This is a genomic window from Haloferax sp. Atlit-109R (assembly GCF_003665865.1).
GTDB classification, from domain to species: Archaea; Halobacteriota; Halobacteria; order Halobacteriales; family Haloferacaceae; genus Haloferax; species Haloferax volcanii.
This window is the reverse complement of sequence record NZ_QPLO01000001.1, coordinates 522101-549015: the sequence shown is the minus strand read 5'-3', so window position 1 is coordinate 549015 and position 26915 is coordinate 522101. Positions and strand designations below refer to the sequence as shown.

At 68.5% G+C, this 26915-nt stretch carries 23 protein-coding genes; 14 read left to right on the top strand and 9 right to left on the bottom strand.

The genetic code is table 11. The annotated features are described in order from the left end of the window. Positions 1–18 precede the first annotated feature (18 nt). The gene (locus DVK03_RS02900; RefSeq protein ID WP_006600686.1) at positions 19–2514 is read right to left on the bottom strand and encodes a methyl-accepting chemotaxis protein; all 2496 of its coding nucleotides are present in this window, start codon (positions 2512–2514) and stop codon (positions 19–21) included. Further along, positions 2511–3689: an ABC transporter substrate-binding protein gene (locus DVK03_RS02895; RefSeq protein WP_206043113.1), complete on the bottom strand. Its 1179-nt coding sequence runs from the start codon at positions 3687–3689 to the stop codon at positions 2511–2513. The genes DVK03_RS02900 and DVK03_RS02895 overlap by 4 nt, the downstream gene beginning before the upstream one ends. Positions 3690–3973: 284 nt before the next feature. On the opposite strand from DVK03_RS02895, the gene mutS reads away from it, so the two are divergent. From mutS to DVK03_RS02865, 6 genes are all read left to right on the top strand, one after another. Next, positions 3974–6748, top strand: a complete 2775-nt coding sequence (gene mutS / locus DVK03_RS02890; RefSeq protein ID WP_115802180.1) for a DNA mismatch repair protein MutS — start codon at positions 3974–3976, stop codon at positions 6746–6748. Continuing rightward, positions 6745–8973 carry a DNA mismatch repair endonuclease MutL gene (gene mutL, locus DVK03_RS02885; RefSeq protein WP_115802179.1) on the top strand — a complete coding sequence of 743 codons (2229 nt, stop codon included), beginning with the start codon at positions 6745–6747 and terminating at the stop codon, positions 8971–8973. The genes mutS and mutL overlap by 4 nt, the downstream gene beginning before the upstream one ends. 132 nt (positions 8974–9105) lie before the next feature. Continuing rightward, positions 9106–9408, top strand: coding sequence for a hypothetical protein (locus DVK03_RS02880; RefSeq protein ID WP_115802712.1), 303 nt, complete (start codon positions 9106–9108; stop codon positions 9406–9408). An 88-nt stretch (positions 9409–9496) separates the two neighbouring features. Beyond that, on the top strand, positions 9497–10459 hold the full coding sequence (gene kdgK1, locus DVK03_RS02875; protein ID WP_115802178.1) for a bifunctional 2-dehydro-3-deoxygluconokinase/2-dehydro-3-deoxygalactonokinase: 963 nt from the start codon (positions 9497–9499) through the stop codon (positions 10457–10459). A 136-nt stretch (positions 10460–10595) separates the two neighbouring features. Beyond that, positions 10596–12077 (top strand): Na+/H+ antiporter NhaC family protein, encoded by a 1482-nt coding sequence (locus tag DVK03_RS02870; RefSeq protein ID WP_006600690.1) that lies wholly within the window; start codon positions 10596–10598, stop codon positions 12075–12077. Positions 12078–12217: 140 nt separating this feature from the next. Then, positions 12218–12862, top strand: coding sequence for a DUF6663 family protein (locus DVK03_RS02865; protein ID WP_115802177.1), 645 nt, complete (start codon positions 12218–12220; stop codon positions 12860–12862). A gap of 48 nt (positions 12863–12910) precedes the next feature. On the opposite strand, the gene DVK03_RS19950 is transcribed toward DVK03_RS02865, so the two are convergent. From DVK03_RS19950 to DVK03_RS02855, 3 genes are all read right to left on the bottom strand, one after another. Beyond that, complete coding sequence (locus DVK03_RS19950) at positions 12911–13075, bottom strand: hypothetical protein (protein WP_004044385.1); 165 nt, start codon at positions 13073–13075, stop codon at positions 12911–12913. 110 nt (positions 13076–13185) lie between these two features. Next, entirely contained in the window at positions 13186–13683 is a 498-nt protein-coding gene (locus DVK03_RS02860) for a hypothetical protein (protein WP_004065228.1), read from the bottom strand. A 319-nt stretch (positions 13684–14002) separates the two neighbouring features. Then, positions 14003–15418: a sugar porter family MFS transporter gene (locus tag DVK03_RS02855; RefSeq protein ID WP_115802176.1), complete on the bottom strand. Its 1416-nt coding sequence runs from the start codon at positions 15416–15418 to the stop codon at positions 14003–14005. 255 nt (positions 15419–15673) lie between these two features. On the opposite strand from DVK03_RS02855, the gene DVK03_RS02850 reads away from it, so the two are divergent. From DVK03_RS02850 to DVK03_RS19945, 7 genes are all read left to right on the top strand, one after another. Then, positions 15674–15934 (top strand): glutaredoxin family protein, encoded by a 261-nt coding sequence (locus tag DVK03_RS02850; protein ID WP_004044388.1) that lies wholly within the window; start codon positions 15674–15676, stop codon positions 15932–15934. 98 nt (positions 15935–16032) lie between these two features. Beyond that, positions 16033–16452, top strand: a complete 420-nt coding sequence (locus tag DVK03_RS02845) for a hypothetical protein (RefSeq protein ID WP_004044389.1) — start codon at positions 16033–16035, stop codon at positions 16450–16452. Positions 16453–16582: 130 nt separating this feature from the next. Continuing rightward, complete coding sequence (locus DVK03_RS02840; protein WP_115802175.1) at positions 16583–19399, top strand: aconitate hydratase; 2817 nt, start codon at positions 16583–16585, stop codon at positions 19397–19399. Positions 19400–19557: 158 nt separating this feature from the next. Further along, complete coding sequence (locus DVK03_RS02835; protein ID WP_004065231.1) at positions 19558–20007, top strand: DUF6069 family protein; 450 nt, start codon at positions 19558–19560, stop codon at positions 20005–20007. Positions 20008–20244: 237 nt separating this feature from the next. After that, a complete protein-coding gene (locus DVK03_RS02830) occupies positions 20245–21075 on the top strand; it encodes a hypothetical protein (RefSeq protein ID WP_223173877.1) in 831 nt (276 codons plus the stop codon). Continuing rightward, positions 21072–21506, top strand: coding sequence for a metal-dependent transcriptional regulator (locus DVK03_RS02825; protein WP_004044393.1), 435 nt, complete (start codon positions 21072–21074; stop codon positions 21504–21506). Before DVK03_RS02830 ends, DVK03_RS02825 begins: the two co-directional genes overlap by 4 nt. 108 nt (positions 21507–21614) lie before the next feature. Beyond that, on the top strand, positions 21615–21782 hold the full coding sequence (locus tag DVK03_RS19945) for a hypothetical protein (protein WP_004065234.1): 168 nt from the start codon (positions 21615–21617) through the stop codon (positions 21780–21782). 132 nt (positions 21783–21914) lie between these two features. On the opposite strand, the gene dpsA is transcribed toward DVK03_RS19945, so the two are convergent. Continuing rightward, on the bottom strand, positions 21915–22445 hold the full coding sequence (dpsA, locus tag DVK03_RS02820) for a DNA starvation/stationary phase protection protein DpsA (protein ID WP_115802174.1): 531 nt from the start codon (positions 22443–22445) through the stop codon (positions 21915–21917). Between the two features lie 467 nt (positions 22446–22912). On the opposite strand from dpsA, the gene DVK03_RS02815 reads away from it, so the two are divergent. Then, a complete protein-coding gene (locus DVK03_RS02815; protein ID WP_004065236.1) occupies positions 22913–23602 on the top strand; it encodes a hypothetical protein in 690 nt (229 codons plus the stop codon). A gap of 45 nt (positions 23603–23647) precedes the next feature. Here DVK03_RS02815 and DVK03_RS02810 read toward each other — a convergent pair whose 3' ends face one another. The 3 genes from DVK03_RS02810 to DVK03_RS02800 all read right to left on the bottom strand — a co-directional run bounded on the left by DVK03_RS02810 (position 23648) and on the right by DVK03_RS02800 (position 26904). Then, complete coding sequence (locus DVK03_RS02810; RefSeq protein ID WP_004065237.1) at positions 23648–24799, bottom strand: ABC transporter ATP-binding protein; 1152 nt, start codon at positions 24797–24799, stop codon at positions 23648–23650. A gap of 120 nt (positions 24800–24919) precedes the next feature. Beyond that, positions 24920–25864 carry a carbohydrate ABC transporter permease gene (locus DVK03_RS02805; RefSeq protein ID WP_004065238.1) on the bottom strand — a complete coding sequence of 315 codons (945 nt, stop codon included), beginning with the start codon at positions 25862–25864 and terminating at the stop codon, positions 24920–24922. Then, positions 25861–26904, bottom strand: coding sequence for a carbohydrate ABC transporter permease (locus tag DVK03_RS02800; RefSeq protein ID WP_115802173.1), 1044 nt, complete (start codon positions 26902–26904; stop codon positions 25861–25863). Before DVK03_RS02800 ends, DVK03_RS02805 begins: the two co-directional genes overlap by 4 nt. Between the last annotated feature and the right edge of the window lie 11 nt (positions 26905–26915).

Genomic DNA, 26915 nt, shown 5'->3' with positions numbered 1-26915 from the left:
CGGCGGCGGGTCGCGGCGTCAGTCGAGTCGGTCGGAACGGTCGTCGGCAGAGCGGTCGGGGCCGTCGTCGTCGATGCCATCGTCATCGGGTCCGTCGCCGTCGAGGCCGCCGTCGGTCGTCGGCGCGTCGAGTTCGGCGGACGGAGTGGTGTCAGCGCCGGTGCGCGCACCGTCGCGGTCCGCGGCGTCGTGGTCGACGGTAAACTCGGAGACGAGCGACATCAGCCGCTCGGACTGTGTGGCGAGGCGGTCCGCGCCGTCGGAAACCTCGCTGAGCGAGGCGGTCTGTTCCTCGGCCGCGGCCGCGACCGATTCGGCTCGCTCGGCGGTCTCGTCACTAATATCCGAGACGCGGTCCATCATCGACGCGACCTCCTCGGTCGAGGCGGCCTGCTCGTCGGTGGTCCGGCTGATTTCGTCGACGCCGTCGGTCGTCTCGCGGACGTTCTCGACGATGGTGTCGAGCGAGTCGCGGGCGGTCTGGACCGCGTCGACGCCGGAGTCGACGGCGTCGCGCGTCTCGCGCATCTCGGAGACGGACGCCGCGGACTTCGCTTGGACCTCCTCGATGGTCGCCTCGATTTCCTCGGCGGAGGCCTTGGTCTCGCCGGCGAGCTCCTTGACCTCGTTGGCGACGACCGAGAAGCCCTCGCCGGCCTCGCCGGCGCGGGCGGCCTCGATGTTCGCGTTGAGCGCGAGGATGTTCGTCTGTTCGGCGATGTCGGTGATGAGTTCGACGATGTCACCGATTTCGGCCATGTCGCCTTCGAGGTCCTCGATGCGGTCGACCGTCCGGCGGGTCTGCGTCTCGACGGTCTCGATGGTGTCGATGGCGTTGGCGGCCGCCTCGTGGCCGTCCTCGCTCGCTTCGAGGGTGTGTTGGGCCGTGCGTTCGAGTTCGCTCGCCGAGGAGGCGACCTCCTCGATGGTCGCAGAGAGGTTGCTCGTCTCGCTCGTCGTCTGCCGGAGGTTCTCGCGCTGTTCGTGCGCGCCCTCGGCCATGACCTGCGTGGACTCGCTGACCTGCCGGCTCGCGCGCTCTATCTCCTGAGAACTCGCGGTGACTTCCTGGCTGGCCGCGGCGACGGTCTCGGCGAACTCGACGACCTCCGCGACGGTCGCTTCGAGTTCGTCGGCCATGTCGTTGAACGACCGCGCCATCTCGTTCATCGCGTCGTTGTCGGCGTCCTCGGACATCCGGCGCGTGAGGTCGCCGTCGGCGGCGTCCGCCATCGTCTCGCTGAACTCGGCGGCCGTCGCTTCGAGTTCGGTGATGAGGGCCTCCAGTTCCGTGTGCGTCTGCCCCATCGACTCGCCGAACGACCCCGGAATATCCTCGTCGAGGACGGGGTCGTCGAAGCGCTTGTCCGCGAGCGCCTCGGCCTGCCCGGCGACGGTCGTCAGGTACGCCTGCATCGACTCGAAGGAGTCGTACAGCCGGCCCATCTCGTCGATGCGGGCGGTGTTCGGGAGGTCGCCGTCAACCTCGCCGTTGGCGATGTCGTCTGCGTTGCGGGCGACGACCGAGAGGGACCGCGCGGTGCCGCGACCGATGGTCGCCCCGACGAGGAACAGCGCGCCGACGGCGAACGCGACGAGGAACATCACGTTCGTCGTCACGTGCGACTGGAGCGCGAACGCCCGCTCGGCCGGGACGTGGTAGGTGACCACCCAGTCGGTGCCGGTGATGGGCGCGTACGCCATCGCGTACTCGCCGGGCTCCATGCCCGTGCGGGCGGAGACGACCTCGTAGCCGGTCTGCCCCGACATCGCGGCGTCGATGGCCTCGATTGACGAGCCGTCGGCGGCCGCGTACTCGTCGAGGATGGACGCCTTGCGGTTGTCGAACAGGATGGTTCCGGACTCGGTGACGACCTTGGTGTCACCGGTCGCGTAGGGCGACTCGAACTGGTGGGAGCCGGCTTCGAGCGACGCCGTCAGGACGACCGCGCCGTCGGCCCCGGAGACGGGCGCGGCGAACGCGACGACCGGCTCGCCGCCGGATTCGTAGGGCGCGGAGACGGTCACGGACCGGCCCGACGCCAGCGCCGCGGCGTCGTCGGTCCACGGCGCGGACAGCGAGTCGAGCGACTGCCCGGTCGCGCTGTCGGTCGTGCTGGCGACGACCGCGCCGGTGTCGGCGTCGACGTAGTGGAGCGAGCGAACGTCGCCGGAGAGCTGGATGAGTTTCCCTTCGAGCCACCGCTGGTGGTCGGCCGCCGAGGTGCCCGCCGGCTGGTCGGCGAGCGATTCAGCGAGGAACGAGACGGTCGACTCCTTCGATGTCACCCAGTCGGAGACCGACTTGGCCTCCGTCGACGCCGCGCCGCGAATCTGCGATTCGGTCTGCGACTCGACGACCGACTTCGTGTCGAAGTGGATGTACGCGCCCGCGCCGCCCATGACGACCGCGATGAGGAGGAGCACGACGCCGAACTTCGCCGCGTAGCGCCGGCGAATCACGTTCGGAAGCGCCCGTTCGAGCAGGCTCGTCAGCCGCGAAAACGGGTTCATCGTCCGCCTCCGGACTCGAAGAACTGGCGCTGGAGGAGTTCGACCTGCTCGACCGAGCCGTTGCGGACGCGCTCGACGAGGTACGAACTCAGCGGTTCGAGCGCTTCCGTGAGGTCGACCCCGCTCGACGCGCCCTGATAGTTCAGTTCGCGGCCGGCGTCGACGAGGGTCCGAACCCGGTCGAACTCGCCGACGGAGACGGTGTGGCCGGTCCCGCCCGAGACGGTCTGGAGAGCGTCGGCGATGGCCGGCCCCGACGCCTCACCGGCGTACTCCGCCGCCGTCGCCATGAGGAACAGGGCGTCGTAGGCGTTCGCCGCGTAGGGCTGGAGCGGCGCGATGTCGGAGAGCCGCTGGGTGAGATGGAAGTAGCCGTCGGTCCGAACCGACGACAGCGAGGCGCTGTAAAACCCCTCGTAGTAGGGCGGAATCTCGCCGTCGAACAGGCCCGCCGAGAAGACCCAGGGGGCCTCGTGGTCGGACGCGCCGTAGGCGTCGAGGACGCCCCGTTCCTGTCCGGGGACGCTGACGAAGCCGACCGCGTCGGGCGAGTCAGCGAACACCTCGTCTATGACGCCGCCGAAGGCCTCCGCGCTCGGGTCGTAGCTGACCTCGGTGACGACTTCCGCGTCGAGTTGGTCGCCGAGCGCGGTGCCGAGGTCGGAGCCGAAGGCCCCGTCGACGGTGAGGAGGGCGACCCGGTCGGCGTCGGCGTACTGCGGCGCGTCGAGAATCTTCGCCATCGCGGTCGCCTGGAGGCTGTCGCTCGGGACGGTCCGGCCGAAGAACTTCCGGCCGTCGGCCCGCCCGGCGTCCGAGAGCCGGGGGTTCGTGCTCGCCGGCGACATCTCCATGACGGCGTCGTCGGCCGCCTTCGGAGCGAGCGCGAGCGACACGTCGCTGACGAGGCCGCCGACGAAGCCGACGACGCCCGCGTCGGCCAGCGAGGCGTAGCGGTCGGTCGCGACCGACGCGGACCCCTCCGTGTCCACGGCGGTCAGTTCGACCGGCCGGCCGAGCACGCCGCCCGCCCCGTTGATGTCCTCGACCGCCTGCTCGGCGGCGCGCTTGCCGTGCGTTCCCACCTGCTCCAGCGACCCGCTGACGGGCAACATCGCCCCGAATCGAACGGGCTCCCCGGACTCCGTTCCGAACGTTCCTACGCACCCGGACAGCGAGCCGAGCCCCACCGCGCCGGCGGCCGTGCGGAGAAACGTTCGTCTATCGTGCCTGACTGTCACAGATTGCCCGAGACAACTCCCGTATATAATTTTGGGCCGCCGATTATCAGACGCTGTATTTTTGGAAGAATCGTCCAACATTAGACGCGAAGTATGGACGCGGTATCACACGCCACATCGAGGCGTCGCCGCGTCGGGCCGCCGCGAGTCGAGGCGGCGGCGACCCCGTCGGCCGGGGCATCGTAGCGTTTTATCCGCCGGCCCGCCCACGTGCGGACATGACTACTCAGGGAATCGTCGGACAGTTCCTCTCGTTGAAAGAGGAGACCGACGCCGACCTGCTCGCCATGCAGTGCGGCGACTTCTACGAGTTCTTCGCCGACGACGCCGAGACGGTCGGCCGCGAACTCGACCTCAAAGTCTCCCAGAAGTCCTCGCACGGGTCGTCGTACCCGATGGCGGGCGTGCCGCTGAACGACCTGACACCCTACCTCAAGGCGCTCGTCGAGCGCGGCTACCGGGTCGCCGTCGCCGACCAGTACGAAACCGAGTCCGGCGACCTCCGCCGGGAGGTAAAGCGCGTCGTCACGCCGGGCACGCTCCTCGAAACCTCCCGCGCCGACGCGCAGTTCCTCGCGGCCGTCGTGACCGACGGCGACGGCGTCGGCCTCGCGTTCTCCGACATCACGACCGGCCAGTTCCTCGTCACCGAGGCCGCGACCGTCGACGACGCCGCGGCCGAACTCTACCGCTTCGCCCCCGTCGAGGTCCTCCCCGGCCCGGAACTGCGGAGCGACGACGAGACGCTCTCGCGGCTGCGCGAGGCCACCGACGCTTCCTTCTCGCTTTTCTCCACCGAGGCGTTCGCGCCGGGTCGCGCCCGCCACGCCGTCCGCGAGCAGTTCGGCGCGTCAACGGTCGATAGCGTCGGCCTCGACTCCGACCTCGCGACCCGCGCCGCCGGCGGCGTCCTCGCCTACGTCGAGGAGACGGGCGCGGGCGTCCTCCGGTCGATGACGCGCCTCCAAGTCTACCACCCGTCGGACCTGCTCGAACTCGACGCGACCACCCAGCGCAATCTCGAACTCACGGAGACGATGCACGGCGACCGCTCGGGGTCGCTGTTCGACACGATAGACCACACCGTCACCTCGCCCGGCGGCCGCCTCCTCCGCGAGTGGCTGACTCGACCGCGACGCGACCGCGACGAACTCGCCCGCCGACACGACGCCGTGGAGTCGCTCGCGTCGGCCGCCCTCGCCCGCGAGCGCGTCCGCGAGGTGCTCGACGGGGCGTACGACCTCGAACGCCTCGCCTCCCGGTCGGCGTCCGGGAGCGCCGGCGCGTCAGAGCTGCTTTCGGTCCGCGACACGCTCTCGGTGCTTCCCGCCCTCGCCGACGCCATCGAGGGGACCGAACTCGCGGACTCCCCGCTCGCGGAAGTCGTCTCGCGGCCCGACCGAGACGCCGCGGCCGACCTCCGGACGGACCTCGACGACGCGCTCGCCGAGGACCCGCCGAAGACGGTCACGCAAGGTGGGTTGTTCCGGACGGGCTACGACGACGAACTCGACGACCTCATCGAGCGCCACGAGTCGGCAAAGTCGTGGCTCGACACGCTCGCTGACCGCGAAAAGCGGGACCACGGCCTCTCACACGTCACCGTCGACCGCAACAAGACCGACGGCTACTACATCCAGGTCGGCAAGTCGGTCGCGGACCAAGTGCCGGACCACTACCGGCAGATAAAGACGCTCAAGAACTCCAAACGCTTCGTCACCGAGGAGTTAGAGGAGAAAGAACGCGAGATTCTCCGGCTCGAAGAGGCCCGCGGCGACCTCGAATACGAACTGTTCGAGGACCTCCGCGAGCGCGTGGCCCGGCACGCCGAACTCCTCCAAGACGTGGGCCGGACCATCGCCGAAGTGGACGCGCTGGCGTCGCTCGCCACCCACGCCGCCGGCAACGGGTGGTCGCGCCCCGAACTCACCGAGGCCGGAGCGCTCGACATCGAGGCCGGTCGCCACCCGGTCGTGGAGACGACGACCGACTTCGTCCCGAACGACCTCCGCATGGACGACGAGCGCGGCTTCCTCATCGTCACCGGACCGAACATGTCCGGCAAATCGACGTACATGCGGCAGGCGGCGCTCATCACGCTCCTCGCGCAGGTCGGCAGTTTCGTGCCCGCTCGCTCCGCGACCGTCGGCGTCGTCGACGGCATCTACACCCGCGTCGGCGCGCTGGACGAACTCGCGCAGGGCCGCTCGACGTTCATGGTCGAGATGCAAGAGCTCTCGAACATCCTCCACTCGGCCACCGAGGACTCGCTCGTCATCCTCGACGAGGTGGGCCGCGGAACCGCGACCTACGACGGCATCTCCATCGCGTGGGCGGCCACCGAGTACCTCCACAACGAGGTGCGCGCGAAGACGCTGTTCGCCACGCACTACCACGAACTGACGAGCCTCGCGGACCACCTCGACCGCGTCGCCAACGTCCACGTCGCGGCCGACGAGCGCGACGGCGACGTGACGTTCCTCAGAACCGTCGTCGACGGCCCGACCGACCGGAGCTACGGGATTCACGTCGCAGATTTGGCGGGGGTTCCGCGCCCGGTGGTCGACCGCGCCGGCGACGTGCTGGACCGACTCCGCGAGGAGAAGGCAATCGAGGCGAAGGGCTCCGGCACCTCGGAGCCCGTGCAGGCCGTCTTCGACGTGGGGAGCGGCCAGATGAAGGTTGCCGAAGCCGGCGACTCTGGCGGCGACGGCGACGATTCGGATGGCTCCGGCGCGCCCGCGAACGGCGCGACTGGAACGGGTGCGGCCGGCAACGGCTCGGTGGACGCGGCCGCGGCCGTCGAAGGGAGTGCTGAAGCGGACCGCGCCGGGACCGGGTCCGACTCCGAGTCCGAACCCGCGCTGGACCCGGAGACGGAAGCCGTCCTCGACGAACTGCAATCGACCGACGTGAACGACACGTCGCCGCTGGACCTGATGGCGAAGGTGCAGGCGTGGCAGTCGAAACTCGACGGCGGTGACGGCGAATGAGCGACATCAAACAGCTCGACGAGAAGACCATCCAGCGCATCGCCGCCGGCGAGGTGGTCGAGCGACCGGCCTCGGTCGTCAAAGAGCTGTTCGAAAACAGCCTCGACGCGGACGCGACGCGCATCTCCGTGGCCGTCGACGCCGGCGGGGTTGAGGGCGTCCGCATCCGCGACGACGGCGTCGGCATGAGCGAGGACGACCTCGAACTCGCCGTCCGCGAGCACACGACGAGCAAAATCGGCGACATCGAGGACCTCGAAGCCGGCGTCGGCACCCTCGGCTTCCGCGGCGAGGCGCTCCACACCATCGGCGCGGTGTCGCGGCTGACCATCCGGTCGAAGCCCCGCGGCGGCGACGTGGGCACCGAGTTGCAGTACGAGGGCGGCGAGGTCGAGTCGATTCGACCCGCCGGCTGTCCCGAGGGGACGGTCGTCGAGGTCGACGACCTGTTTTACAACACGCCCGCCCGCCGGAAGTTCCTCAAGACGACGGCGACCGAGTTCGACCACGTCAACGCGGTCGTCACCCACTACGCCCTCGCCAACCCGGACGTGGCCGTCTCGCTCGAACACGACGACCGCGAGGTGTTCGCCACCGAGGGCCGCGGCGACCTCCAGTCGACCGTGCTCTCGGTGTACGGCCGCGAGGTCGCGGAGTCGATGGTCCCCGTGGACCACGACCCACCCGGCGTCTCCGTCTCGGGGCTCGTGAGCCACCCCGAGACGACCCGGAGCACCCGCGACTACCTCTCGACGTTCGTCAACGACCGCTACGTCACCGACCGCGTGCTCCGCGAGGCCGTCCTCGACGCCTACGGCGGCCAACTCGACGCGGACCGCTACCCCTTCGCGGTGCTGTTCGTCGAGGTCGCGCCCGACGCCGTGGACGTGAACGTCCACCCGCGGAAGATGGAGGTCCGCTGGGACGACGAGGCCGGCGTCAAACGCGAGGTGACCGAAGCGGTCGAAGACGCCCTGTTAAGCCACGGCCTCGTCCGGTCGTCGGCCCCGCGAGGCCGGTCGAAAGCCGACGAAGCGGCCATCGAACCCGGTTCGTCGAGCGGCGACGCCGACGCGGCGCAACTGGACCCTCACGAGGTCCGCGACTCGGAGTCGGGTGACGAATCGGAGGATGGCGACGCCCCGTCCGCGCGGGACGTGCAGTCGGCGCGGGAGGCCCGCGAATCGGGCGCTCGGGCGGACTCGACCGCGACCGACGGCCCGGAGGCGACCGACGACGCCGACACGGACACCACACCTGCAACTGAACGACACTCGGGCGTCGGGTCCGGCGACCCCGCTGCCGGCGACGACTCCGGTGCGTCCGCCGAGACTACGGAGTCGTCCGGCCCGACCTCGGTGCCGTCGTCCGCGCCGCCGACGCCGCCCCGCGAGTACGACCTCGCGCCGGGGCCGGAGACGACCGAGCAGTCGTCGCTTTCGACCGACGACGGGAGCGAATCGAGGTCGACACCGGACGAGGCGTCGTCGGCCGACTCGGGGGCGGACGACAACGCGCCCCGAAGCCCTCCCTCGCGCATCGCCGCGCCGACGACCCAGCGCGACCTCTCCGGCGAGGAGGCGGATCTCTCACCCGAGTTCGACTCGCTGCCGTCGATGCGAATCATCGGCCAACTCGCGGACACCTACATCGTCGCCGAGACCGGCGAGGGACTGGTGCTCGTCGACCAGCACGCCGCCGACGAGCGCGTGAACTACGAGCGCCTGAGAGGCGAGGTCGAAGGCGACACGCCGACGCAGGCGCTGGCCGAGCCGGTCGCCCTCGAACTCACCGCGCGGGAGGCGGCGCTGTTCGAGGAGTACCGCGAGGCGCTGGCGCAGGTGGGCTTCCACGCCGGGCGGACCGGCGAGCGGACCGTCTCGGTGCGCACCGTCCCGGCGGTGTTCGACGCCGCGCTCGACCCCGAACTGCTCCGCGACGCGCTGACGGCGTTCGTCCGCGAGGAGGTCGACGGCGGCCGGAAGACCGTCGACGCCGTCGCCGACGAACTGCTGTCGGACCTCGCGTGTTACCCCTCGATTACGGGCAACACGTCGCTGCGGGAGGGCTCCGTGCTCGACCTGCTCGCGGCGCTCGACGACTGCGAGAACCCCTACGCCTGCCCCCACGGCCGCCCGGTCATCGTCGAGTTCGACCGCGACGAAATCGCCTCGCGCTTCGAGCGCGACTACCCCGGTCACGGCGGGCGGCGACGCGAGGAGTAGTCCGAGGGGGTCGCGTTGGGCGGGTCGAGTCGGGTCGGCCGTCTCGTGACGCTGGTCTCGCCACCGATCCCGATTCTCGGAACCGATAGCCGCGGCGAGGATTCAAGTCCGGGCACCGAGACGGTGGAGGCGATGAACCCGCTGGTCGTTCTGGGCGTCTGCTTCGGGCCGCTGGTGCTCGTCGTCTCGTATCTCTTCACCGCGGCGACGGGACCGAGCGTGCCGCCGTGGGCCGACGCGGTCGGGCAGGCGATTCGGCTCTACGGGACCGTGGCCGCCGTGGTCGTCGGCCCGCTAGCGCTGCACGCCGACCGACTGGACCTCGCCCGCGAGAGCGACTGGGTTCCCTCGCCCGTCTACTACCTGATTGCGGTTCCGTTCTTGAGCATCCCCATCGCGTTCATCTATCTCGTCCGGCGGCTGACGGCCGCGTGAGCCGGCCGGAAGGGAGACCGAATCAACCGCGGGCGCGAACCTCGTCGGCAACGCCGGACGTTTATATCGCGCCCGCGAACGGCCGTCCATGACAGCACTCGTGACCTTCGGCGAGACGATGCTTCGGCTGTCGCCGCCGCGTGGCGAGCGACTCGAAACTGCCCGCGAACTCGAAGTGCAGGCGGGCGGCGCGGAGTCGAACGTCGCCGTCGCCGCCGCCCGACTCGGCCGGGACGCCGCGTGGTTCTCGAAGCTCCCGGACTCGCCGCTCGGCCGGCGAATCGTCAGCGAACTCCGGAGCCACGGCGTCGACACCGACGGCGTCGTCTGGACCGACGACGCGGACGCCCGACAGGGCGTCTACTACCTCGAACACGGGGCGTCACCGCGCCCGACGAACGTCGTCTACGACCGCGCCGACGCGGCCGTGACGACGCTGGAGACGGGCGAGTTCGACCTCGACGCCGTCCGCGACGCCGAGGTGTGTTTCACGAGCGGCATCACGCCCGCGCTCTCCGAGACGCTCTCCGAGACCACCGCCGACGTGCTCGACGCGGCCCAGAACGCCGGGACGACGACCGCCTTCGACCTGAACTACCGGACGAAACTCTGGTCGCCCGACGAGGCGGCCGAAGTCTACCGCGACCTGCTCGACTCGGTCGACCTGCTTTTCGCCGCCGAGCGCGACGCGGCGACCGTCCTCGGGCGCGACGGCGACGCCGAGTCGGTCGCCCGCGGGCTCGCCGATGACTACGACATCGAAACCGTCGTCGTCACCCGCGGCGAGGAAGGGTCGCTCGCGGTGTCCGACGGCGCGGTGTCCGAACAGGGCGTCTACGAAGCGGAGACGTACGACGCCATCGGCACCGGCGACGCCTTCGTCGGCGGTTTCCTCGCGAAGCACCTCGACGGCGGGAGCGTGACCGAGTCGCTGGAGTGGGCCTCGGCGACGGCGTCGTTCAAGCGGACCGTCGAGGGCGACATCGCCGTCGTCACCCCCGAGGACGTCGATCGCGTCGTCGCGGAGGAGGGCGACGGCATCTCGCGGTAGCGCGCAGTCACCCGCGGTAGCTCGCAGTCGCGCGCCGACCCGCCAGCGAAATCGGACGACCCACCGACGATAACGATTTTCCGTCACAGTCGAAGGGTCAGATTCAAACCCGCAACGAAGATAACCGCTTTCGGTAATGGCAACACTCTCGTTCGAACCGCTGACGTACGACGACATCCCGGAGGCCGAGCGGCCGTCGCTCGCGCAGGCGCTCGTCCCCGTCGTCGGGATGCTCGTCTTCCTGAGCGTCGGCGTCATCTGGCTCGGGCTCGACCCGCAGTTGCCGCTTCTGTGGGGCATCATCCTCACCGGCGCGGTGGGTCGCTACTGGCTGGGGCTGCCGTGGACCCGGCTCTCGGCGGGCATCCGCGACGGCATCAACATGGGACTGTCGGCGCTTCTCATCCTGCTCGTCGTCTACATGCTCATCTCGACGTGGACCGCCGCGGGGACGATTCCCGCGCTCATCTACTACGGCCTCGACTTCCTGTCGCCGGCGGTGTTCCTCCCCGTGGCGACGCTGCTTTCGGCCGTGGTCACCTTCGCCATCGGCTCGTCGTGGACGACCGCCGCGACGCTGGGCGTCGCCTTCATCGGCATCGGCTCGGGGCTGGGGATGCCCGACGCGATGACCGCCGGCGCGGTTCTGACGGGCGCGTACACCGGCGACAAGGTGTCGCCGTTTTCCGACACGACGAACCTCGCGGCCGCCGTCACGAACACCGAACTCCTGACCCACGTCCGGACGATGCGCGTCGGGACGGCCATCGCGCTGGCAATCTCGCTCGTCGCCTACGCCGCCCTCGGCCTCACGGCGAGCGGGAGCATCCCGGCCGGGCGCGTCGCAGAGATGCAGGCGGCCATCGCCGGGTCGTACGCCGTGACGCCGCTCGTGTTCGCGCCGCTCGTCGTGACGTTCGTCCTCGCGCTCCGGGGGTATCCCGCCTTACCGTCTATCGTCGCGGGCGTTGTCGCCGGGACGTTCACCCAACTGTTCGTCCAAGGCCCCGTCGCGGTCGACACCTTCGTCGGCGCGTGGAACGTCGCCTTCGCGGGCACCGCGCCCTCGACGGGCGTCGAGACGGTCGACTCGCTGCTCGCCTCCGACGGCCTGCTCGGGTCGGCGTGGACGATGACGGTCATCCTCGCGTCGCTGTCGCTCGGCGGGATTCTCGAACGGACCGGCTGTATCGCCGTCCTCGCACACCACCTCCGGCGGGTGCTCACCTCGGTCGCCTCGCTGACGGTCGGGACGGCCGCTTCGTCGCTTGCGATGAACGCCATCGCGGCCGACCAGTACATGAGCATCGTCGTCCCCGGGATGAGCTTCCGCGGCCTCTACGACGACTTCGACCTCGAAAGCCGGAACCTCTCGCGGGCCATCGAGTCCGCGGGGACGACCACGAGCGCGCTCATCCCGTGGGGGACCGGCGGCGCGTACATGGCCGACGTGCTCGGCGTGCCGACGCTCCAGTACGCGCCCTACTACTTCCTCGGCTTCCTCTCGCCACTCATCCTCGTGGCGATGGGGCTGTCGGGGTGGCGAGTCACGGAACAGGGCTCCGACACCGACGCCGGTCTCCGCGGCGCGGTCGCGTCCTTCGGCGACGACGACTGAGCGAGCGCCGAGGTGCGCGGGCGACGACCCGCCGGCGGCGACCTCCCCGGGCGACCTCCGGCGGCGACCCACCGACGACGACCCCCCGCGGTCGCCGGGCGACCGGCAGGCGTATTTCCGTTCGTCCAGTAGCCGCGGACATGGAGGTCACGACGGCCGGCCGATTTCGGGTCTATCGCAGTCCGCGCGACGGAGACGAACTCCTCTTGCTCGAACTCCCCGACGAGCGCGTCGACTGGACCGACCCGGCCGTCGAGACCGACGCCGACGACGCCTACTCTCCGACCTACGTCCCGCGAACGGGCTACGACGGTGACCTCGCAGCGCGCGTGTCGGCGCTCGAACCCGGCAACGAAATCGAGGCCACGCTGCGCTGGGACGACGGCGACCCGCGGTTCGAGGAACTGTCGGTCCGCGACCGGACCCGGTTCCGGTTCGTCGGGGCCGCGACGGGGCTGTTCGAGGCCGCCCGCGAGACGTGGCGGGCGACCGGCGACGGCGAGGCCATCGGGTCGCGCGTCACCTACGGGACCGACGGCGACCCCAACGCCGTGCTCTACGTCTTCGCGAAACAGCCCGGCGCGCGCGACCTGTTCGACGAGTTCGGCGACGGCGTCGTCCCCGTGGACCCGCTTTTGGACCGCCTCGACGACGAGACCGACGCGCCGGACGCGCCCCGCGAGGTGTTCGTCCTGCGCCCCCTCGACGAGGAGTTCGTCCTCGTCGCCATCGCGCTCGACCGCGAAGGGCTGTTCGCGCGGACGATGCGCGACACCTACTGCTGACGCCGCAGCGTCGCGGGCGGCGACGCCGACCCGCCGCGGTCCACTCGGTCACTCGTCGCCGTCGCCGTCGCTCGACGCGCGGGAACCGCACTCCGAACACCGGTAGACGGTTCGCCAGCCGCCGCCGGTGACGAACCGCCGTCGAAACGAGTGTCTCGCGCCGCAGTCGTCGCAGACCGTCGGCGGTCCGGCCGGGTCGGGAGCGTCGCGCATACGCCGAATCGTGGCGGCTGCGACCTAAATCTCACCGCCGACCGATACCGACGGGAGGGCGGCCGGTCGAGTTCGAAGGGCTCGGCAGAAAAGCCGGGCGACGAGGCGCGTCAGTCCTCTTGGGTCCAGCGCTGGTAGACCGCGGAGCCGCCGAGGACGGCGAAGACGAGCGAGCCGAGACCGGGCGCGCCGACGGCCGAGATGACGGGGACGCCGACGGCGACGGCAATCATGAGGACGATGCCGAGCGCGGCGAGGGCGGCGTAGTACTCGCTCCACGAGAGTTCGCCCTCGGGGACGACCTCCATGTAGACCGTCACGTCGCCCGCCTCGGCCAGCGAGACGACTTTCGACTCCTCGTCGTAGTTCACGATGTCCAGTTCAGCGAGTTTCGGGATGTGGGTCTGTTGCAGCGAGACGTAGGCGCTCTGCCGGATGTTCCGCGGGGGCGGCGACTCCCCGGTCTCGGCTTCCGCGATGCGCTCCGAGAGTTCGCGGAGCGTCAGGTCGCCGTCTTGGAGGTACTCGATGGCCATCCGACGGCGGTCGTTACTCAGTACCTCGTGAATACGCGTCTCGGAGAGTCCGGGTTCGGATGTTGTCGCCATACGAGGATTCGATCGGTTTGTGACTGGTCGCTTCTCCTATATCAACGGTTCGCCTCCGGTATCGAAATCAAAAACGTCGACCGCGACCGAATCACCCGACAGGACACCCGTCACCCGCGTTTCGGGGCGGATTGGCGACAGCTGTCAGCCGGGCGTCGGCCACAAGAACCATCTACTGTGAGATTCGCACGACCCGTGACCCCCGAGCGTCGACGACTCGGTGCTGCGAGCGACGACGTTACGGGCATCGTCGAGGCTGAGGACGGACCGCGGCGCGCCGCCCAGCGCGCGAGAAGTCGGGGCGCGCGTCGGCGTCCCCTCAGTCGTCGTCAGAGACGGTCCCGGCCGACGACCCGTCCGGCGACCCGCCGAGCACATTCTCCCGGAGGTCGGATTCGATGGCCTCCAGCGACCGCCCCTTCGTCTCGGGGACGAACCGATAGGTGAACGCGAGCGCGACGGCGCTCAGCGCCGCGAACACCCAGAACGTCCCCGCGGTCGTGATTTCTGCGACCATGACGGGGAAGGCGAGCGATACCGCGAGGTTCGCCACCCAGTTGAACACCGTGACGACGCCCATGGCCGTCCCGCGGACCTTCAGCGGGTAAATCTCGGAGATGAGAAGCCAGAACACCGGGCCGAGACCGACGGCGAAGAAGGCCACGTAGAGCATGAGGCTCCCGGTGGCGACCGTGCCGACGAAGCCCGAAAAGCCCGGCAGGTAGAACGCCGCGCCGAGCGCGACGAGCGTGAGCGTCATCCCCGCGAGGCCGACCGAAAGCAGCGGGCGGCGGCCCCGACGGTCGATGAGAACGACCGCGACGACGGTCATGACGACGTTGACGACGCCGATGCCGACCGTGGCGAGGATGGACGCCGAGGACTCGAAGCCGGTCGATTCGAGAATCGTCGGCGCGTAGTAGATGACCGTGTTGATGCCGGTGACCTGCTGGAGGACGGCGAGGCCGACGCCGACGACGAGCGCCGGGCGCATCCACGGTTCGAGGAGGTCGAGCAGGCCGCCGTCTTCCGCCTCGATGGTCTCGTTAATCTCTGCGAGTTCGGCCCGAATCTGGTCGTCGGTGCGGGTCCGCGAGAGCACGTCGCGGGCCTTCGACTCCCGGTCGTGTTCGACCAGCCAGCGGGGGCTCTCGGGCATGAACACCATCCCGGCCGCGAGGATGACCGCGGGCACCATGCCGGTGCCGAGCATCCAGCGCCACTGCCCGCCGTCGGCGAAGGCGTAGTTGACGAAGTACGACGAGAGGATGCCGACCGTGACCGCGAGTTGGTTCAGCGAGACCAGCGAACCGCGAATCTTCGGCGGCGCGATTTCGGAGAGATACAGGGGGCCGACGATGGAGGCGAAGCCGATGGCGACGCCGTCGATGAGTCGCCCGACGACGAGCACCTCGACGGTCGGCGCGATAGCCATCACCAGCGAGCCGACGAAGAAGACGACGGCGCTGACGAGGATGAGCCGCCTGCGCCCCCATCGGTCTGCGAGGTAGCCGCCGAGCGCCGCGCCGAGTGCCGCGCCCGCCAGCGCGCCGCTGACGACGATGCCCTCCACCAGCGGCGTCATCGTGAACGCGTCTCTGATGTAGAGGAACGCGCCCGAGATGATGCCCGTGTCGAACCCGAACAGCAGTCCGTTGAGGGCGGCGAGCGCGGCCGTCACGTAGACGAACCGGTTTCGACCGTCCGCCTCGGGTGCGTCAGTATCGACTGTCATAAATTGTACTCGTTCGTTATGTATTCGGTTCTGAGTTAGAAAATTTACGACGTATTATCAACAGACAAAAATTAACATATTCGATTCGATGAGACGTATACGACGCCGGAGTCAGCCGTTTTCTCGGACGGGTTCTAACTCTGACACCCGATACTGTTAGATTAAAAACTCAAACAGACCCGATTTAGAAACAAATTTGTAATCTGATAAGATACGACGAGAAGACTCAACAGGCCGCGGCGACGACATCGGACGATGAGCGACGCCGTCCCCATCGTCATCTACACGCGCACGGAGTGTCACCTCTGCGACGAGGCCGAAGCGACCGTTCGCGAGGTCGCAGACGAGGTGGATGTCACGGTCGATATCGACCTCGTGAACGTCGACAGCGACGAGGAACTCCGCGAGAAGTACGGGGAGCGCGTGCCCTACGTCTACGTCGACGGCCGACCGGCGTTCAAGTTCCGCGTCGACGCCGACCGACTCGGGGAGAAGCTGACCGCGGCGCGGGAGTGAGCGACGCACAGTCGTCGTCGGGTGCGGTCCACCCGACGCCGGGGTCGCGCGCTTCAGGCGGGCGTACGCCTATGGCCTCGGCGCGCCTGTTGATACGCATGGAAGCTGACAGACGACTCCTCCGCGAGGCGCGGGAGCGACTCGACGGGTGGACGTACACGGCCCGCGACCGGGCGTACCGCGAGCTGTTCGCCGGTGACGACGCCGCCGTCACGGCCGAGGAGCGGCAGCTTCTCGACGAGGTGGACGCGGAACTCGCGGGCGACGGCGACGACGGGCTCTGGGGGACGGACGAGTACGCCGTCGTCATGGGCCATCCGAAGAACCACCCGATTTCGGTCGTCTGCACCCGCCACCCGGAGATTCCGTCGTCGTGGTCGCGGGGCGGCGAGAGCCTGACCGAGCCGGAGCGCGAGCAGTTCAACGACCTCCTGTGGGACTACTGCGAGCGCGTCCGCCGGTACGTCCAAGACGAGGTCGACGAGTTCGTCGGCGTCGCGGGCGTCCCCGAGGAGTAGCCGGCGTCGCGGCGGCCGACCCCCGGCGTCGAAACGGTTCCGAGAGCCGCGACGCCCCGCGTTCGCCCCGATTCCGACGGTGTGAGAACGAGTCCCGCATTCAAGCCCGCGGAGACCCTATCGGTCGACCATGAGCGATACTGAGACACTGGACGCCATCCGTGAGTTCGAACACGACGGAACCACGTACAAGATGGCGGACCTGACCGTACTCGAAGAACAGGGCCTCTGCGAACTCGACAGGCTCCCGGTGAGCATCCGCATCCTCCTGGAGTCCGTACTGCGAAACGTCGACGGCGACATCGTCACCGAGGAGGACGTGCGAAACGCCGCCTCGTGGGAGCCGGACGTGCCGAACGTCGAAGTCCCGTTCACGCCGTCTCGCGTCGTGTTGCAGGACCTGACTGGCGTGCCCGCCGTCGTCGACCTCGCGGCGCTCCGGTCGGCCGCCGACCGCGCCGGAAAGGACCCGAAACTCGTCGAGCCCGAAGTTCCCTGTGACCTCGTCATCGACCACAGCGTGCAGGTGGACTTCTTCGGCTCGCCCGACGCCTACGAGAAGAACGTCGAACTGGAGTACGAGCGCAACGCCGAGCGCTACAAGGCGCTCAAGTGGGCGCAGAACGCCTTCGACAACTTCAGCGTCGTCCCGCCGGGCACGGGCATCGTCCACCAGGTGAACCTCGAACACCTCGGGCGGGTCGTCCACGACCGCGAGTGGCGCGGCGACCGCTGGCTCCTCCCCGACACGCTCGTCGGCACCGACAGCCACACGCCGATGATAGGCGGCATCGGCGTCGTCGGCTGGGGCGTCGGCGGCATCGAGGCCGAGGCGGCGATGCTCGGCCAGCCCATCACGATGAAGCTCCCCGAGGTCGTCGGCGTCAGACTCGACGGCGAACTCCCCGAGGGCGCGACCGCGACCGACCTCGTGTTACACGTCACCGAACAGCTCCGCGAGGTCGGCGTCGTCGACCGGTTCGTCGAGTTCTTCGGCCCCGGCGTGGGGAACTTGTCTGTCCCCGACCGGGCGACCATCTCCAACATGGCCCCCGAACAGGGGTCGACCATCAGCGTCTTCCCGGTCGACGAGGCGACGCTGGACTACCTCGAACTCACGGGCCGCGAGCCCGAACACATCGAACTCGTCCGCGAGTACCTCGAATCGCAGGGCCTCTTCGGCGAGCAACACCCCGAGTACACGGAGACGGTCGACGTGGACCTCTCGGCGGTCGAACCGAGCCTCGCCGGGCCGAAGCGCCCGCAGGACCGCGTCGCCATGGGCGACATGAAGACGCACTTCCGAAACCTGCTCTACGGCGAGTTCGAGGACGATGTCGCCGACGTGGACGAGGAGGCCATCGTCCGCTGGCTCGGCGAGGGCGGGGGCGGAGGCGACGACGGCGAACTCGCGGGCGACGGCGGGACGCTGACCGAGACGCCCGAGGCGGCCCCGGAAGAACCCGACCTCGGTGAGCTGACGAAACGCGTCGAAGTCGACCTCGGCGGCGAGACGGTCGAAATCGGCCACGGGAGCGTCGTCGTCAGCGCCATCACCTCCTGTACGAACACCTCGAACCCGTCGGTCATGGTCGCCGCGGGCCTCCTCGCGCGCAACGCGCTGGAGAAGGGCCTCGACGTGCCCGAGTACGTGAAGACGAGCCTCGCGCCGGGGAGCCGCGTCGTCACGGAGTACCTGAAGAAGGCCGGCCTGCTCCCCCATCTCGAAGCGCTCGGCTACGACGTGGTCGGCTACGGCTGTACCACCTGCATCGGCAACGCCGGACCGCTCCCGGAACCCATCGAGAACGCCATCGACGAACACGGGCTGTGGACGACGAGCGTCCTCAGCGGCAACCGCAACTTCGAGGCGCGCATCCACCCGAAGATTCGCGCGAACTACCTCGCCAGTCCGCCGCTGGTCGTCGCTTACGGCCTCGCCGGGCGGATGGACATCGACCTCGAAACCGACCCGCTCGGCACCGACGACGAGGGCAACGCGGTCTACCTCGCGGACATCTGGCCGGACGCCGACGAGATACGAGAGACCATCCACGACAGCGTCGACCCGTCGATGTTCCGCGAGAAGTACGCCGAGGTGTTCGAGGGCGACGAGCGCTGGGAGGCGCTCGAAGCGCCGACCGGCGACGTGTACGACTGGGACGACGAGTCGACCTACATCCGCGAGCCGCCGTTCTTCACGGACTTCCCGCTGGAGAAACCCGGCGTCTCCGACATCGAGGACGCCCGCTGTCTCCTGACGCTCGGCGACACGGTGACGACCGACCACATCAGCCCGGCCGGACCGTTCGGGTCGAAGCTCCCGGCCGGCCAGTGGCTCGTGGACCACGGCGTCGATCCCGTGGACTTCAACACCTACGGCTCCCGCCGCGGCAACCACGAGGTGATGATGCGCGGGACGTTCGCCAACGTCCGCATCGAAAACCAGATGCTCGACGACGTGGAGGGCGGCTACACGATTCACCACCCGACGGGCGAGGAGACGACCGTCTTCGAGGCCAGCCAGCGCTACCGCGAGGAGGGGACCCCGCTCGTCGTCCTCTCGGGCGTCGAGTTCGGGACCGGCTCCAGCCGCGACTGGGCGGCGAAGGGCACCGACCTCCTCGGCGTGCGCGCGACCATCGCCGAGAGCTACGAGCGCATCTACCGCGACAACCTCGTCGGCATGGGCGTCCTCCCGCTCCAGTTCGAAGACGGCGATTCGTGGGAGTCGCTCGGCCTCGACGGCTCCGAGCAGTTCGACATCCGCGGCCTCGACGACGGCCTCGACGTCAACGACGAACTGACCGTCGTCGCCACGAAAGACGACGGGACCGAAATCGAGTTCGACGTGACCGCGCAGGTCGGCACGCCCGCCGCGGTGACGTACGTCGAACACGGCGGCATCCTCCACTACGTGCTCCGTCGGCTCCTGACCGAGAACTGACGCCGGGAGGCAGTCAGCGGACTGCATCGGGGGGCCGAATCGGGGAACTGAGTCGGGGTACCACCCCGACCGCGTTCGACCCACGCGTCGGACTCGCGGAGCGTCACGAGTCACCGAAGACGCGTAGATTCATCACCCGTGGCGTGCTACATCATAGCATGGCAACCGTGACACCCTCGGTCCGCCCGACGTGGACGGACCTCGCGCGTCGCGGGCTGGCGACCGCGGCGGTCGCGAGCGTCGCGAACGCGCTCTTGTTGACGCTCGTCCTCGGAACGGGGCTCGTCGAGCCGTTCGCACCGCTTTCGTACCCGCCGGTCGTGTTCCTCTCGGCCGCCGGCGCGGTCGCGGCGACGCTCGTCTACGGACTGCTCACGGGCCGCGTCACCGACGCGGACCGGACGTTTTTCAGGGTCGCTGTCGCGGTGCTCGTGGCGTCGTTCCTCCCCGACATCGGGCTCCTGTACGTCGACCCCGGAGCGACCGTGCCGGGCGTCCTCGTGTTGATGGTGATGCACGTCGTCGTCGCGGCGGTCTGCGTGGCGTCGCTCACCGAACTCGGGTGGGGCGTCCCGAAGGGGAATCGACCGGACGGGCCCGAGGAGTGACCGCGTGACCGCCGTGCGACCTCTGTTTAGGATGCCCTAAAAACCGAAGACACTATGTTGTTTTAGGTTGGCCTAAATGGTATGGCCGACAAGGAGTCGCACCGGTCGTCGAGACCGAACCGACACGGCGCGCTCGCGTGCGGCGGCGGAACCGTCGCGGGTGAGTGTTGACCATGCGCGAGTGCCTCGGCGTCGAACCCGCCGGTCCGAGTGTACTGTCGCGGTCGGACGCGCCGGATGTTCGGAGGTGCAGACGTGGTTGCTGACTGCGCCGCGGGCGTCCGAGACGCGCTTGACCGCGTCGCGAGCGAGCGCGAACAGGTGCTGGCGAAGCGACGGGCCGTCGAGCGGTTCGAACGCCGCGTGCGAAAGCTCGCCGCGCAGTCGGCGCGCCCCCCGGCCGGGACCACCCGGGCGACCGCGTGCGGGGCCGCGTCGGTGGCGGCGGCGACCCGACGAGACGACGCCGCCGACGAGGGTCGACGGCGGGTCCGCGAGCTGTTCGCGGAGACGATACGCCCGCACAGCGTCTCCGACGTGAGCGAGTCCGAACCGCTCGCGGTGACGATACGCGAGGAGTTCGGCCCGGAGGTCGCGACGGCGCTCTCCCCGGACGCCGGGAGCCGGTTCACGCCGGCGGTCAAAGAGGCGGTCGTGTCGGCGGCGACGGAGCGACAGCGAGGTCTCGACGGGATGTGCCGGGCGCTCGACGGCGAAGAGCGGTCGCTTCGGGCGGCGCTCGCCGTGCTGGACGAGTGCGAAGACTGGGTGGCACGGGCGGACGAGACGCCGCTTTCGGAGCTGGGGTTCGACGCCCTCCGGCGGCGTCACGAGACGCTCGCCGGCCACCGCGAGGCGTGCGACCGACTGGTCCGCGAGCGACAGCGACACCTCAACGGGGCGACCCACCACACCGCGGCGGTCGAAGTTGACCACCGATTTCTCGCGACGTACCTCTACGAGGACCGCGCGACCGACTACCCGGTCTTGGCGGCCGCGACCCGCGTGGACGACAGCTGCGCGGACTGTCAGCGAGCCGTGCGCGACCACCTCGTCCGCCGCGTATGATCGGCGCGCCGCAGTACCTCCTCACGCTGTACATCGCCGAGCGGGAGGACGACGAGGAGTCACCGATTTCGCCGGGGTACGTCGCCGACGCGCTCGACCGCTCGCCGCCCGCGGCGACAGAGCGCCTCCAGAACCTCGATGCCAAGGGACTCGTGGACTACGAGCCCTACGAGGGCGCGACGCTCACTGCGGAGGGGCGCGACGCCGCCGCGGACCTCTACGACACCTACCAAATCCTCTCGCGGTTCTGCCGGGACGTGCTCGGCGTCAACGACCACGAAGGCGAGGCGATGCAACTAGTCGGAAACGTCAGCCCGACGGTCGCCGAGCGCCTCTCGGCGACGCTGCTTCGCGGCGACGGCGACCGCGACGGAGCGCGTCAGGCGGCTGGGTCGGAATCGACGTCGTCCCCGGACAACCCCGCGAGCTGAACGCATCGGCGTAAATCCGAACGAGCCTTGATGCTTGTCAACAAATAGCACTAATTTGCCGCGACGGAACCGTACCCTTTTTGTTTTAGGTTTCCCTAAAGCATCGCAATGGCCGCTGGTACGCAGTCGAACTCTGAATCCGTGTCGGAGCCCGACCGACCCGACTCCCCCGAGATATCCGTCTGCAAGGGTGGACCGGGGAAGTCGGTGTTCATGGAGTCGGGCAACAGCGACGGCTGGATTTCGAGCGACGTGACTATCGACGTGACGCGGTAGTCCCGTTCGAACGGGCGCGCTCGGGACGCGAGCGCGACGAGTACGGGAGCTACGCGTCGCGGGAATCACCGCGGGAAAAAGCGTCGAACGTCGGAACGAAAACGGCGTCCTCCGACGCGTCGGCGGCGGCGCTTACTGAACGAGCGTGTCGTCTTCGAGGTAGTGGTCGATGACGTGGGCGTGTTCTTCGATTTCGATGAGTTGCTCGCGGAGCATGTGCGCCGTCGCGTGGTCCCCGAGACCCGCGGCGAGTTCGATGTGTTCGCGGTAGCTCTCGATGATGTCGCCGTACATTTCGAGGTCGTTCGACAGCGAGGTGCGGATGTCGTAGACGTCCTCGTCTTCGGGCTCGACCGTCGCGGCCTCGCTCAGCGCGGGCATGCTGGCGTGGGGGACGCCGCCGATGGACTGGAGGCGCTCCGCGATTTCGTCGGCGGCCTCCTCGACTTCCTCGTAGGCCTCCTGGAGGAACTCGTGGATGCGGAGGTGCTCGGCACCTTCGACGTTCCAGTGGTGCTTGTGGAGCTGGTGGTAGAGGACGTACGCGTCCGCGAGGTCGGTGTTCAGCGCTTCGATAATCTGCTCGGCTTTCTCGGTGTCGAGTTGAACCGGGTTGTCGCCGACGCTGCCTGCTTCCTTGAGGACTGACTTCTGTGTGCTCATCTCGACTGGTAGTTGGGACTGCGACCACTTAATACTTATCCGAGAACGAACAATTTTTCGTGTGGCCTAAAATCTCGTTTGTCGATATCGGATTATCGCTTCTAAAACGGCGACTGAAGCGTGTGAAGTGGCAGCACGGACTTGGTCGGGGAGACCGTGAGGTGGCGACCGTGTCGCAGTAACTATCATATTCATTACGATACTGTCCGTCGGCCGGGAGCTGCCTCGTGGGAGCCTGTCAGAAGGGGGGCGCACTCGCACGCTGGCGCGGTCACCGCGAACGGAGCCCCAGTCTCGCGGGACCGTTCCGCCCTCGTCGCGCACCGCGAGCGCGACGGCGTCGGATGCGCTCAGGCGTGCGATCAACACCCTTTTGCGCGGTGCCGTCGAGCGAATAGCCGTGTTCCGACCTGTGTTCAGCCCGGCCGACGACTCGCCGGCGCGCGGCGTCACCGACCGCGCGCGGAGTGAGTGACGTGTTCGTCGACGCCCTCCGGTACCCGTTCGCGGACCGGGCGCGAGTGGACGGCACCGCGACGTGTCTCGTCGCGCTGCTGGTCGGTGGGACGCTCCTCCGACTCGCAGCGCGACTCTGGCCAGACCTCACGTTTCTGGCCCCGGCGCTCGCCGCGGTCGTCCCCCTCGTCGTCTTCCTCGGCCTCGTCGGCGGCGTGCTCGCCGGCGACGGCTTTCCCCCGCTGGCGACGACCGAGACGCTCAGACTCGCCGGGCGAGTGGTCGGCGTCGCCGCCGTCTACCTCCTCCCGGCCGCGGTCACCGTCGTCGCCGTCGGCTACGTGACCGCGACCGGCTCGATTCCGGCCGTGCTGACCGGCGTGACGACGGCGATGCTCGCGACCGTCGCGCTGCTCGTTACGGTCGTCTGCGCGTATCTCTTTCCGGCCGCGACCGCCGTGAGCGTTCACGAGGGACTCCGCGCGGGGCTCCGGCGAGACGCCCTTCGCGGGGCGGCCTCGGGGACGTACTTCTTCGCGTGGGTGGGCGCGGCCGTCCTCGTCGTCCTCGCGTGGAGCGCGCTCGCGGCGACGATTTCGCGGAGCGTCGCCGCCCTCCTGGCGCTCGGCTGGTGTGCGTACGCTCACGTCGCCGCCGCGGCGCTCGTCGCCGAAGGCGTCGGCCGGACCACCCCCTGGTGAGAAGAGAAACGGCGCGGGGTCGAACGACCGAAAAAGACGGGGCGGTTAGCCGAGGTCGATCTGCTGTGCGGCTTCTTCCATCGACCGATTGTGGAGCGCTTCGCCCGTCCTGCCGTCGAAGAGGTGGATCGCCTCCTCCGGAATCTGCGCGACGACCGTCTCGCCCGGACTGATGCGCGTGAGGCCGTCCGTGGTCGCGACCAGCGTCTCTGCGGTCTCGGGGTCCGCGTCGGGCTCGAAATACAGGTACAGCGTGTTCTCGTCGCCCATCGGCTCGACGACGTCGACCGTCATCTCGAAGTCGTGGTCGCCGCTCGCGGCCTCGACGAGTTCGACGGACTCGGGTCGAATCCCGAGGACGAGGTCGGTCACGTCGCCGATGTCGTCGCGTATCTCCGCGCCGACCGGGTACTCGAAGGAGTCACCGACCAGGCGGTCGCCCTCGCGAGTCACGTCGAAGAAGTTCATCGACGGCTCGCCGAGGAAGCTCGCGACGAACTGGTTTGCGGGCTCGTGGTAACACTCCAGCGGCGTCGCAATCTGCTGGAGCTCCCCGCCGTCGAGGATGGCGATGCGGTCGCCCATCGTCATCGCTTCCGTCTGGTCGTGGGTGACGTAGACGGTCGTGACGCCGAGGTCGTCTTGGAGCCGCTGGAGCTCAGTCCGCATCTGCGCGCGGAGCTTCGCGTCCAGGTTGCTGAGCGGTTCGTCCATCAGGAACACCTCGGGGTCGCGCACGATGGCGCGACCGAGTGCGACGCGCTGCTGTTGGCCGCCCGAGAGGTCGCTCGGCTTCCGGTCCAACAGGCTCGGGATGTCGAGCAGGTCGGCCGTCTCCGAGACCATTCGACCGATTTCGTCGTCCGGGAGGTCGGTCGATTCCTCCAGACCGAACGACATGTTCTGGCGGACGGTCATGTGCGGGTACAGCGCGTACGACTGGAACACCATCGCGATGTCGCGGTCCTGAGAGGCCACGTCGTTGATGACGCGGTCGCCGAGCGAAATCGTGCCCGACGTAATCGTCTCCAGGCCCGCAATCATCCGGAGCGTCGTCGACTTGCCACAGCCCGACGGACCGACGACGACGAGGAACTCCCCGTCGTCAATCGACATCGAGATGTCGTCGACAGCGACGATTTCGTCGTCGCCGTCCTGGAACGTCTTCGTTATCGAATCGAGTTCAAGCGTTGCCATATCTCTGAGTAGGTATCGTTGGTGAGCTGTCGGTTCCGCGCCGCGCCGGGAGTCGCCGCCGGTGGCCGCGGTCGCCGTGCGAGACGGTCTCGACGGGGGTCGCGTCGCCGTGACGACGCGTCACGCCGCCACCCCCTCGGCGAACTCGTCGCCGAAGAAGATGTACACCGCGAGCGTCGGGAGCGCCGCGAAGAACGCCCCGGCCATCCGGAGCGCGAAGTCCTGTCCCTCGAGCGAGGTGCCGAGCCCCGCGAGAATCAACACGACGGGGGCCGCCGGACTCGACTCCGTCGAGACGAGCACCAGCGTGAACAGGAGGTCGTTCCAAATCTGGGTGAACTGGTAGATGAGGACCACGGCGAACATCGGTCCCGAAAGCGGGAAGACGATCCGCCGGTACACCCGCCGGAGCGTCGCCCCGTCGAGGCGCGCGGACTCGATCATCTCCTCGCTCATCGTCTTGTAGTACGTCCGGAACAGGAGCGTACAGATCGGAATCCCGTAGGCGACGTGGGTCACCACGAGTTCGACGATGCCGACGTAGTCGTTCGGAACACCGAGCGCCCAGACGAACGACAGCAGGTCGGTGAGCTGGGCCCACTGCGACCAGAACTGCGTCAGCGGCACCAACACGGCCTGGTACGGGATGAAGATGCCCGCGATGATGAGCGCCAAGACCAGCGCCTTGTACGACTGCTTCCAGTCGGGAATCGTCAGCCCGTACGCCGTGATGCTGCCGACGAACGCCGAGATGACCGTCGCGGGCACGGCGTACAGCATGCTGTTGCCCATCCCGCGTAGCAGGGCTTCGACCGCCGCCTGCCACTTCTCCAGCGTGAACCCGGACGGCCCGGGCGGGGCGAACGGAGCGGTCTCGACGATTGCGGTCCCGGTCTTGATCGACGTGACCAGTCCGGACTCGATGGGGACGAGATAGAACCCCGCCGCCAACAGCAGGACGACGTACAGACCGGCGTCCTCTATCGTCATCTGCTCGACGTTCCGGCGCAGTCGGGCCGTGAACGTCGCCGTTCCGCCGTCCGTTCGAAGCGTGTCGTCTGTCATAGGTTGTTCCTCCGGTACTCGTAGACGAGGTACGGGCCGATAACGCCGAGCGCCATCGCAAACAGGACGATAGCAATCGCCGCGCCGTACGCCCAGTTGAGGTTCGCGTACGCCTCGCGGACCATCTTCGTCGCTAAGATGTCGGCACCGTTCGGCGGCCGGTAGCCGCCGACCAGCGAGTAAAGGAAGTCGAACGCCTTCATGCCGAACACCATCAGCACGACGGCGGCGCTTATCGTCGCGCCCTTCAACTGCGGGATGATGACCCGCCAGTACATCTTCAGCGTCGACGCGCCGTCGACTTTCGCCGCCTCGTAGTGTTCGTCCGGAATCGCGCGGAGTCCGGCGAGGTACACGACCATCGCGTACCCGGAGAACTGCCACATCAACGCGAAGATGACCGCCCAGAGGACGATGGCCTGATTACCGAGCCAGCTAATCGGGCCGACGCCGACGAGACCGATGACGCGGTTGGCGATTCCGTTGTTGTAGTTGTAAATCCACAGCCAGAACTGCGCCGTCACGACGAACGAGAGGCTCATCGGCAACAGATAGATCGTCCGGAACGAGTTCTCGAATCGGATTCCGCGGTCGATGAGAATCGCCAGTATGAGACCGACCGCGAGCGTCCCCGCCGTGAACGCGACGAGCAGTATGAACGTGTTGACCGCGGCGTCGATGAATCCCGAGTCCGCGAGCGCCCGCGTGTACATCTCGAAGTCGAGGTTCGAGTAGTCCGGCGCGTTCGCGAACCGCTGGTAGTCGGTCAGCGAGATGAGGAAGTTCCAGATGACCGCGCCGTAGACGAAAAGCCCCATCAGCAGGAACGGCGGGACCCAGAAAATCGACGATTCGAGGAAGTCGCTCCCGAGCCGTCCGTCGATTCCCGCGGCGAGGCGGTCCAACGCCCCCGATTCGGAGTCCGGACTCCGGGAGTCCTCGTTCACGACGCCGCCGTCGGTGCGGACTGCATCGCGCTCGCCGCCGGCATCGTTGACCCGCTGGTCGTCAGCCGAGCCGGGAGTAATCGCGCGGCGCACTCGTTGGTAAA

What these genes read in the sequence shown, in the direction of transcription:
- kdgK1 (WP_115802178.1), top strand. Translation starts at nt 9,497, where the DNA reads ATGACAGCACTCGTGACCTTCGGCGAGACGATGCTTCGGCTGTCGCCG.
- mutS (WP_115802180.1), top strand. Translation starts at nt 3,974, where the DNA reads ATGACTACTCAGGGAATCGTCGGACAGTTCCTCTCGTTGAAAGAGGAG.
- dpsA (WP_115802174.1), bottom strand. Translation starts at nt 22,445, where the DNA reads ATGAGCACACAGAAGTCAGTCCTCAAGGAAGCAGGCAGCGTCGGCGAC.
- DVK03_RS02840 (WP_115802175.1), top strand. Translation starts at nt 16,583, where the DNA reads ATGAGCGATACTGAGACACTGGACGCCATCCGTGAGTTCGAACACGAC.
- DVK03_RS02880 (WP_115802712.1), top strand. Translation starts at nt 9,106, where the DNA reads ATGAACCCGCTGGTCGTTCTGGGCGTCTGCTTCGGGCCGCTGGTGCTC.
- mutL (WP_115802179.1), top strand. Translation starts at nt 6,745, where the DNA reads ATGAGCGACATCAAACAGCTCGACGAGAAGACCATCCAGCGCATCGCC.
- DVK03_RS02805 (WP_004065238.1), bottom strand. Translation starts at nt 25,864, where the DNA reads ATGACAGACGACACGCTTCGAACGGACGGCGGAACGGCGACGTTCACG.
- DVK03_RS02870 (WP_006600690.1), top strand. Translation starts at nt 10,596, where the DNA reads ATGGCAACACTCTCGTTCGAACCGCTGACGTACGACGACATCCCGGAG.
- DVK03_RS02810 (WP_004065237.1), bottom strand. Translation starts at nt 24,799, where the DNA reads ATGGCAACGCTTGAACTCGATTCGATAACGAAGACGTTCCAGGACGGC.
- DVK03_RS19950 (WP_004044385.1), bottom strand. Translation starts at nt 13,075, where the DNA reads ATGCGCGACGCTCCCGACCCGGCCGGACCGCCGACGGTCTGCGACGAC.
- DVK03_RS02855 (WP_115802176.1), bottom strand. Translation starts at nt 15,418, where the DNA reads ATGACAGTCGATACTGACGCACCCGAGGCGGACGGTCGAAACCGGTTC.
- DVK03_RS02860 (WP_004065228.1), bottom strand. Translation starts at nt 13,683, where the DNA reads ATGGCGACAACATCCGAACCCGGACTCTCCGAGACGCGTATTCACGAG.
- DVK03_RS02900 (WP_006600686.1), bottom strand. Translation starts at nt 2,514, where the DNA reads ATGAACCCGTTTTCGCGGCTGACGAGCCTGCTCGAACGGGCGCTTCCG.
- DVK03_RS02865 (WP_115802177.1), top strand. Translation starts at nt 12,218, where the DNA reads ATGGAGGTCACGACGGCCGGCCGATTTCGGGTCTATCGCAGTCCGCGC.
- DVK03_RS02845 (WP_004044389.1), top strand. Translation starts at nt 16,033, where the DNA reads ATGGAAGCTGACAGACGACTCCTCCGCGAGGCGCGGGAGCGACTCGAC.
- DVK03_RS02830 (WP_223173877.1), top strand. Translation starts at nt 20,245, where the DNA reads ATGTTCGGAGGTGCAGACGTGGTTGCTGACTGCGCCGCGGGCGTCCGA.
- DVK03_RS02835 (WP_004065231.1), top strand. Translation starts at nt 19,558, where the DNA reads ATGGCAACCGTGACACCCTCGGTCCGCCCGACGTGGACGGACCTCGCG.
- DVK03_RS02850 (WP_004044388.1), top strand. Translation starts at nt 15,674, where the DNA reads ATGAGCGACGCCGTCCCCATCGTCATCTACACGCGCACGGAGTGTCAC.
- DVK03_RS19945 (WP_004065234.1), top strand. Translation starts at nt 21,615, where the DNA reads ATGGCCGCTGGTACGCAGTCGAACTCTGAATCCGTGTCGGAGCCCGAC.
- DVK03_RS02825 (WP_004044393.1), top strand. Translation starts at nt 21,072, where the DNA reads ATGATCGGCGCGCCGCAGTACCTCCTCACGCTGTACATCGCCGAGCGG.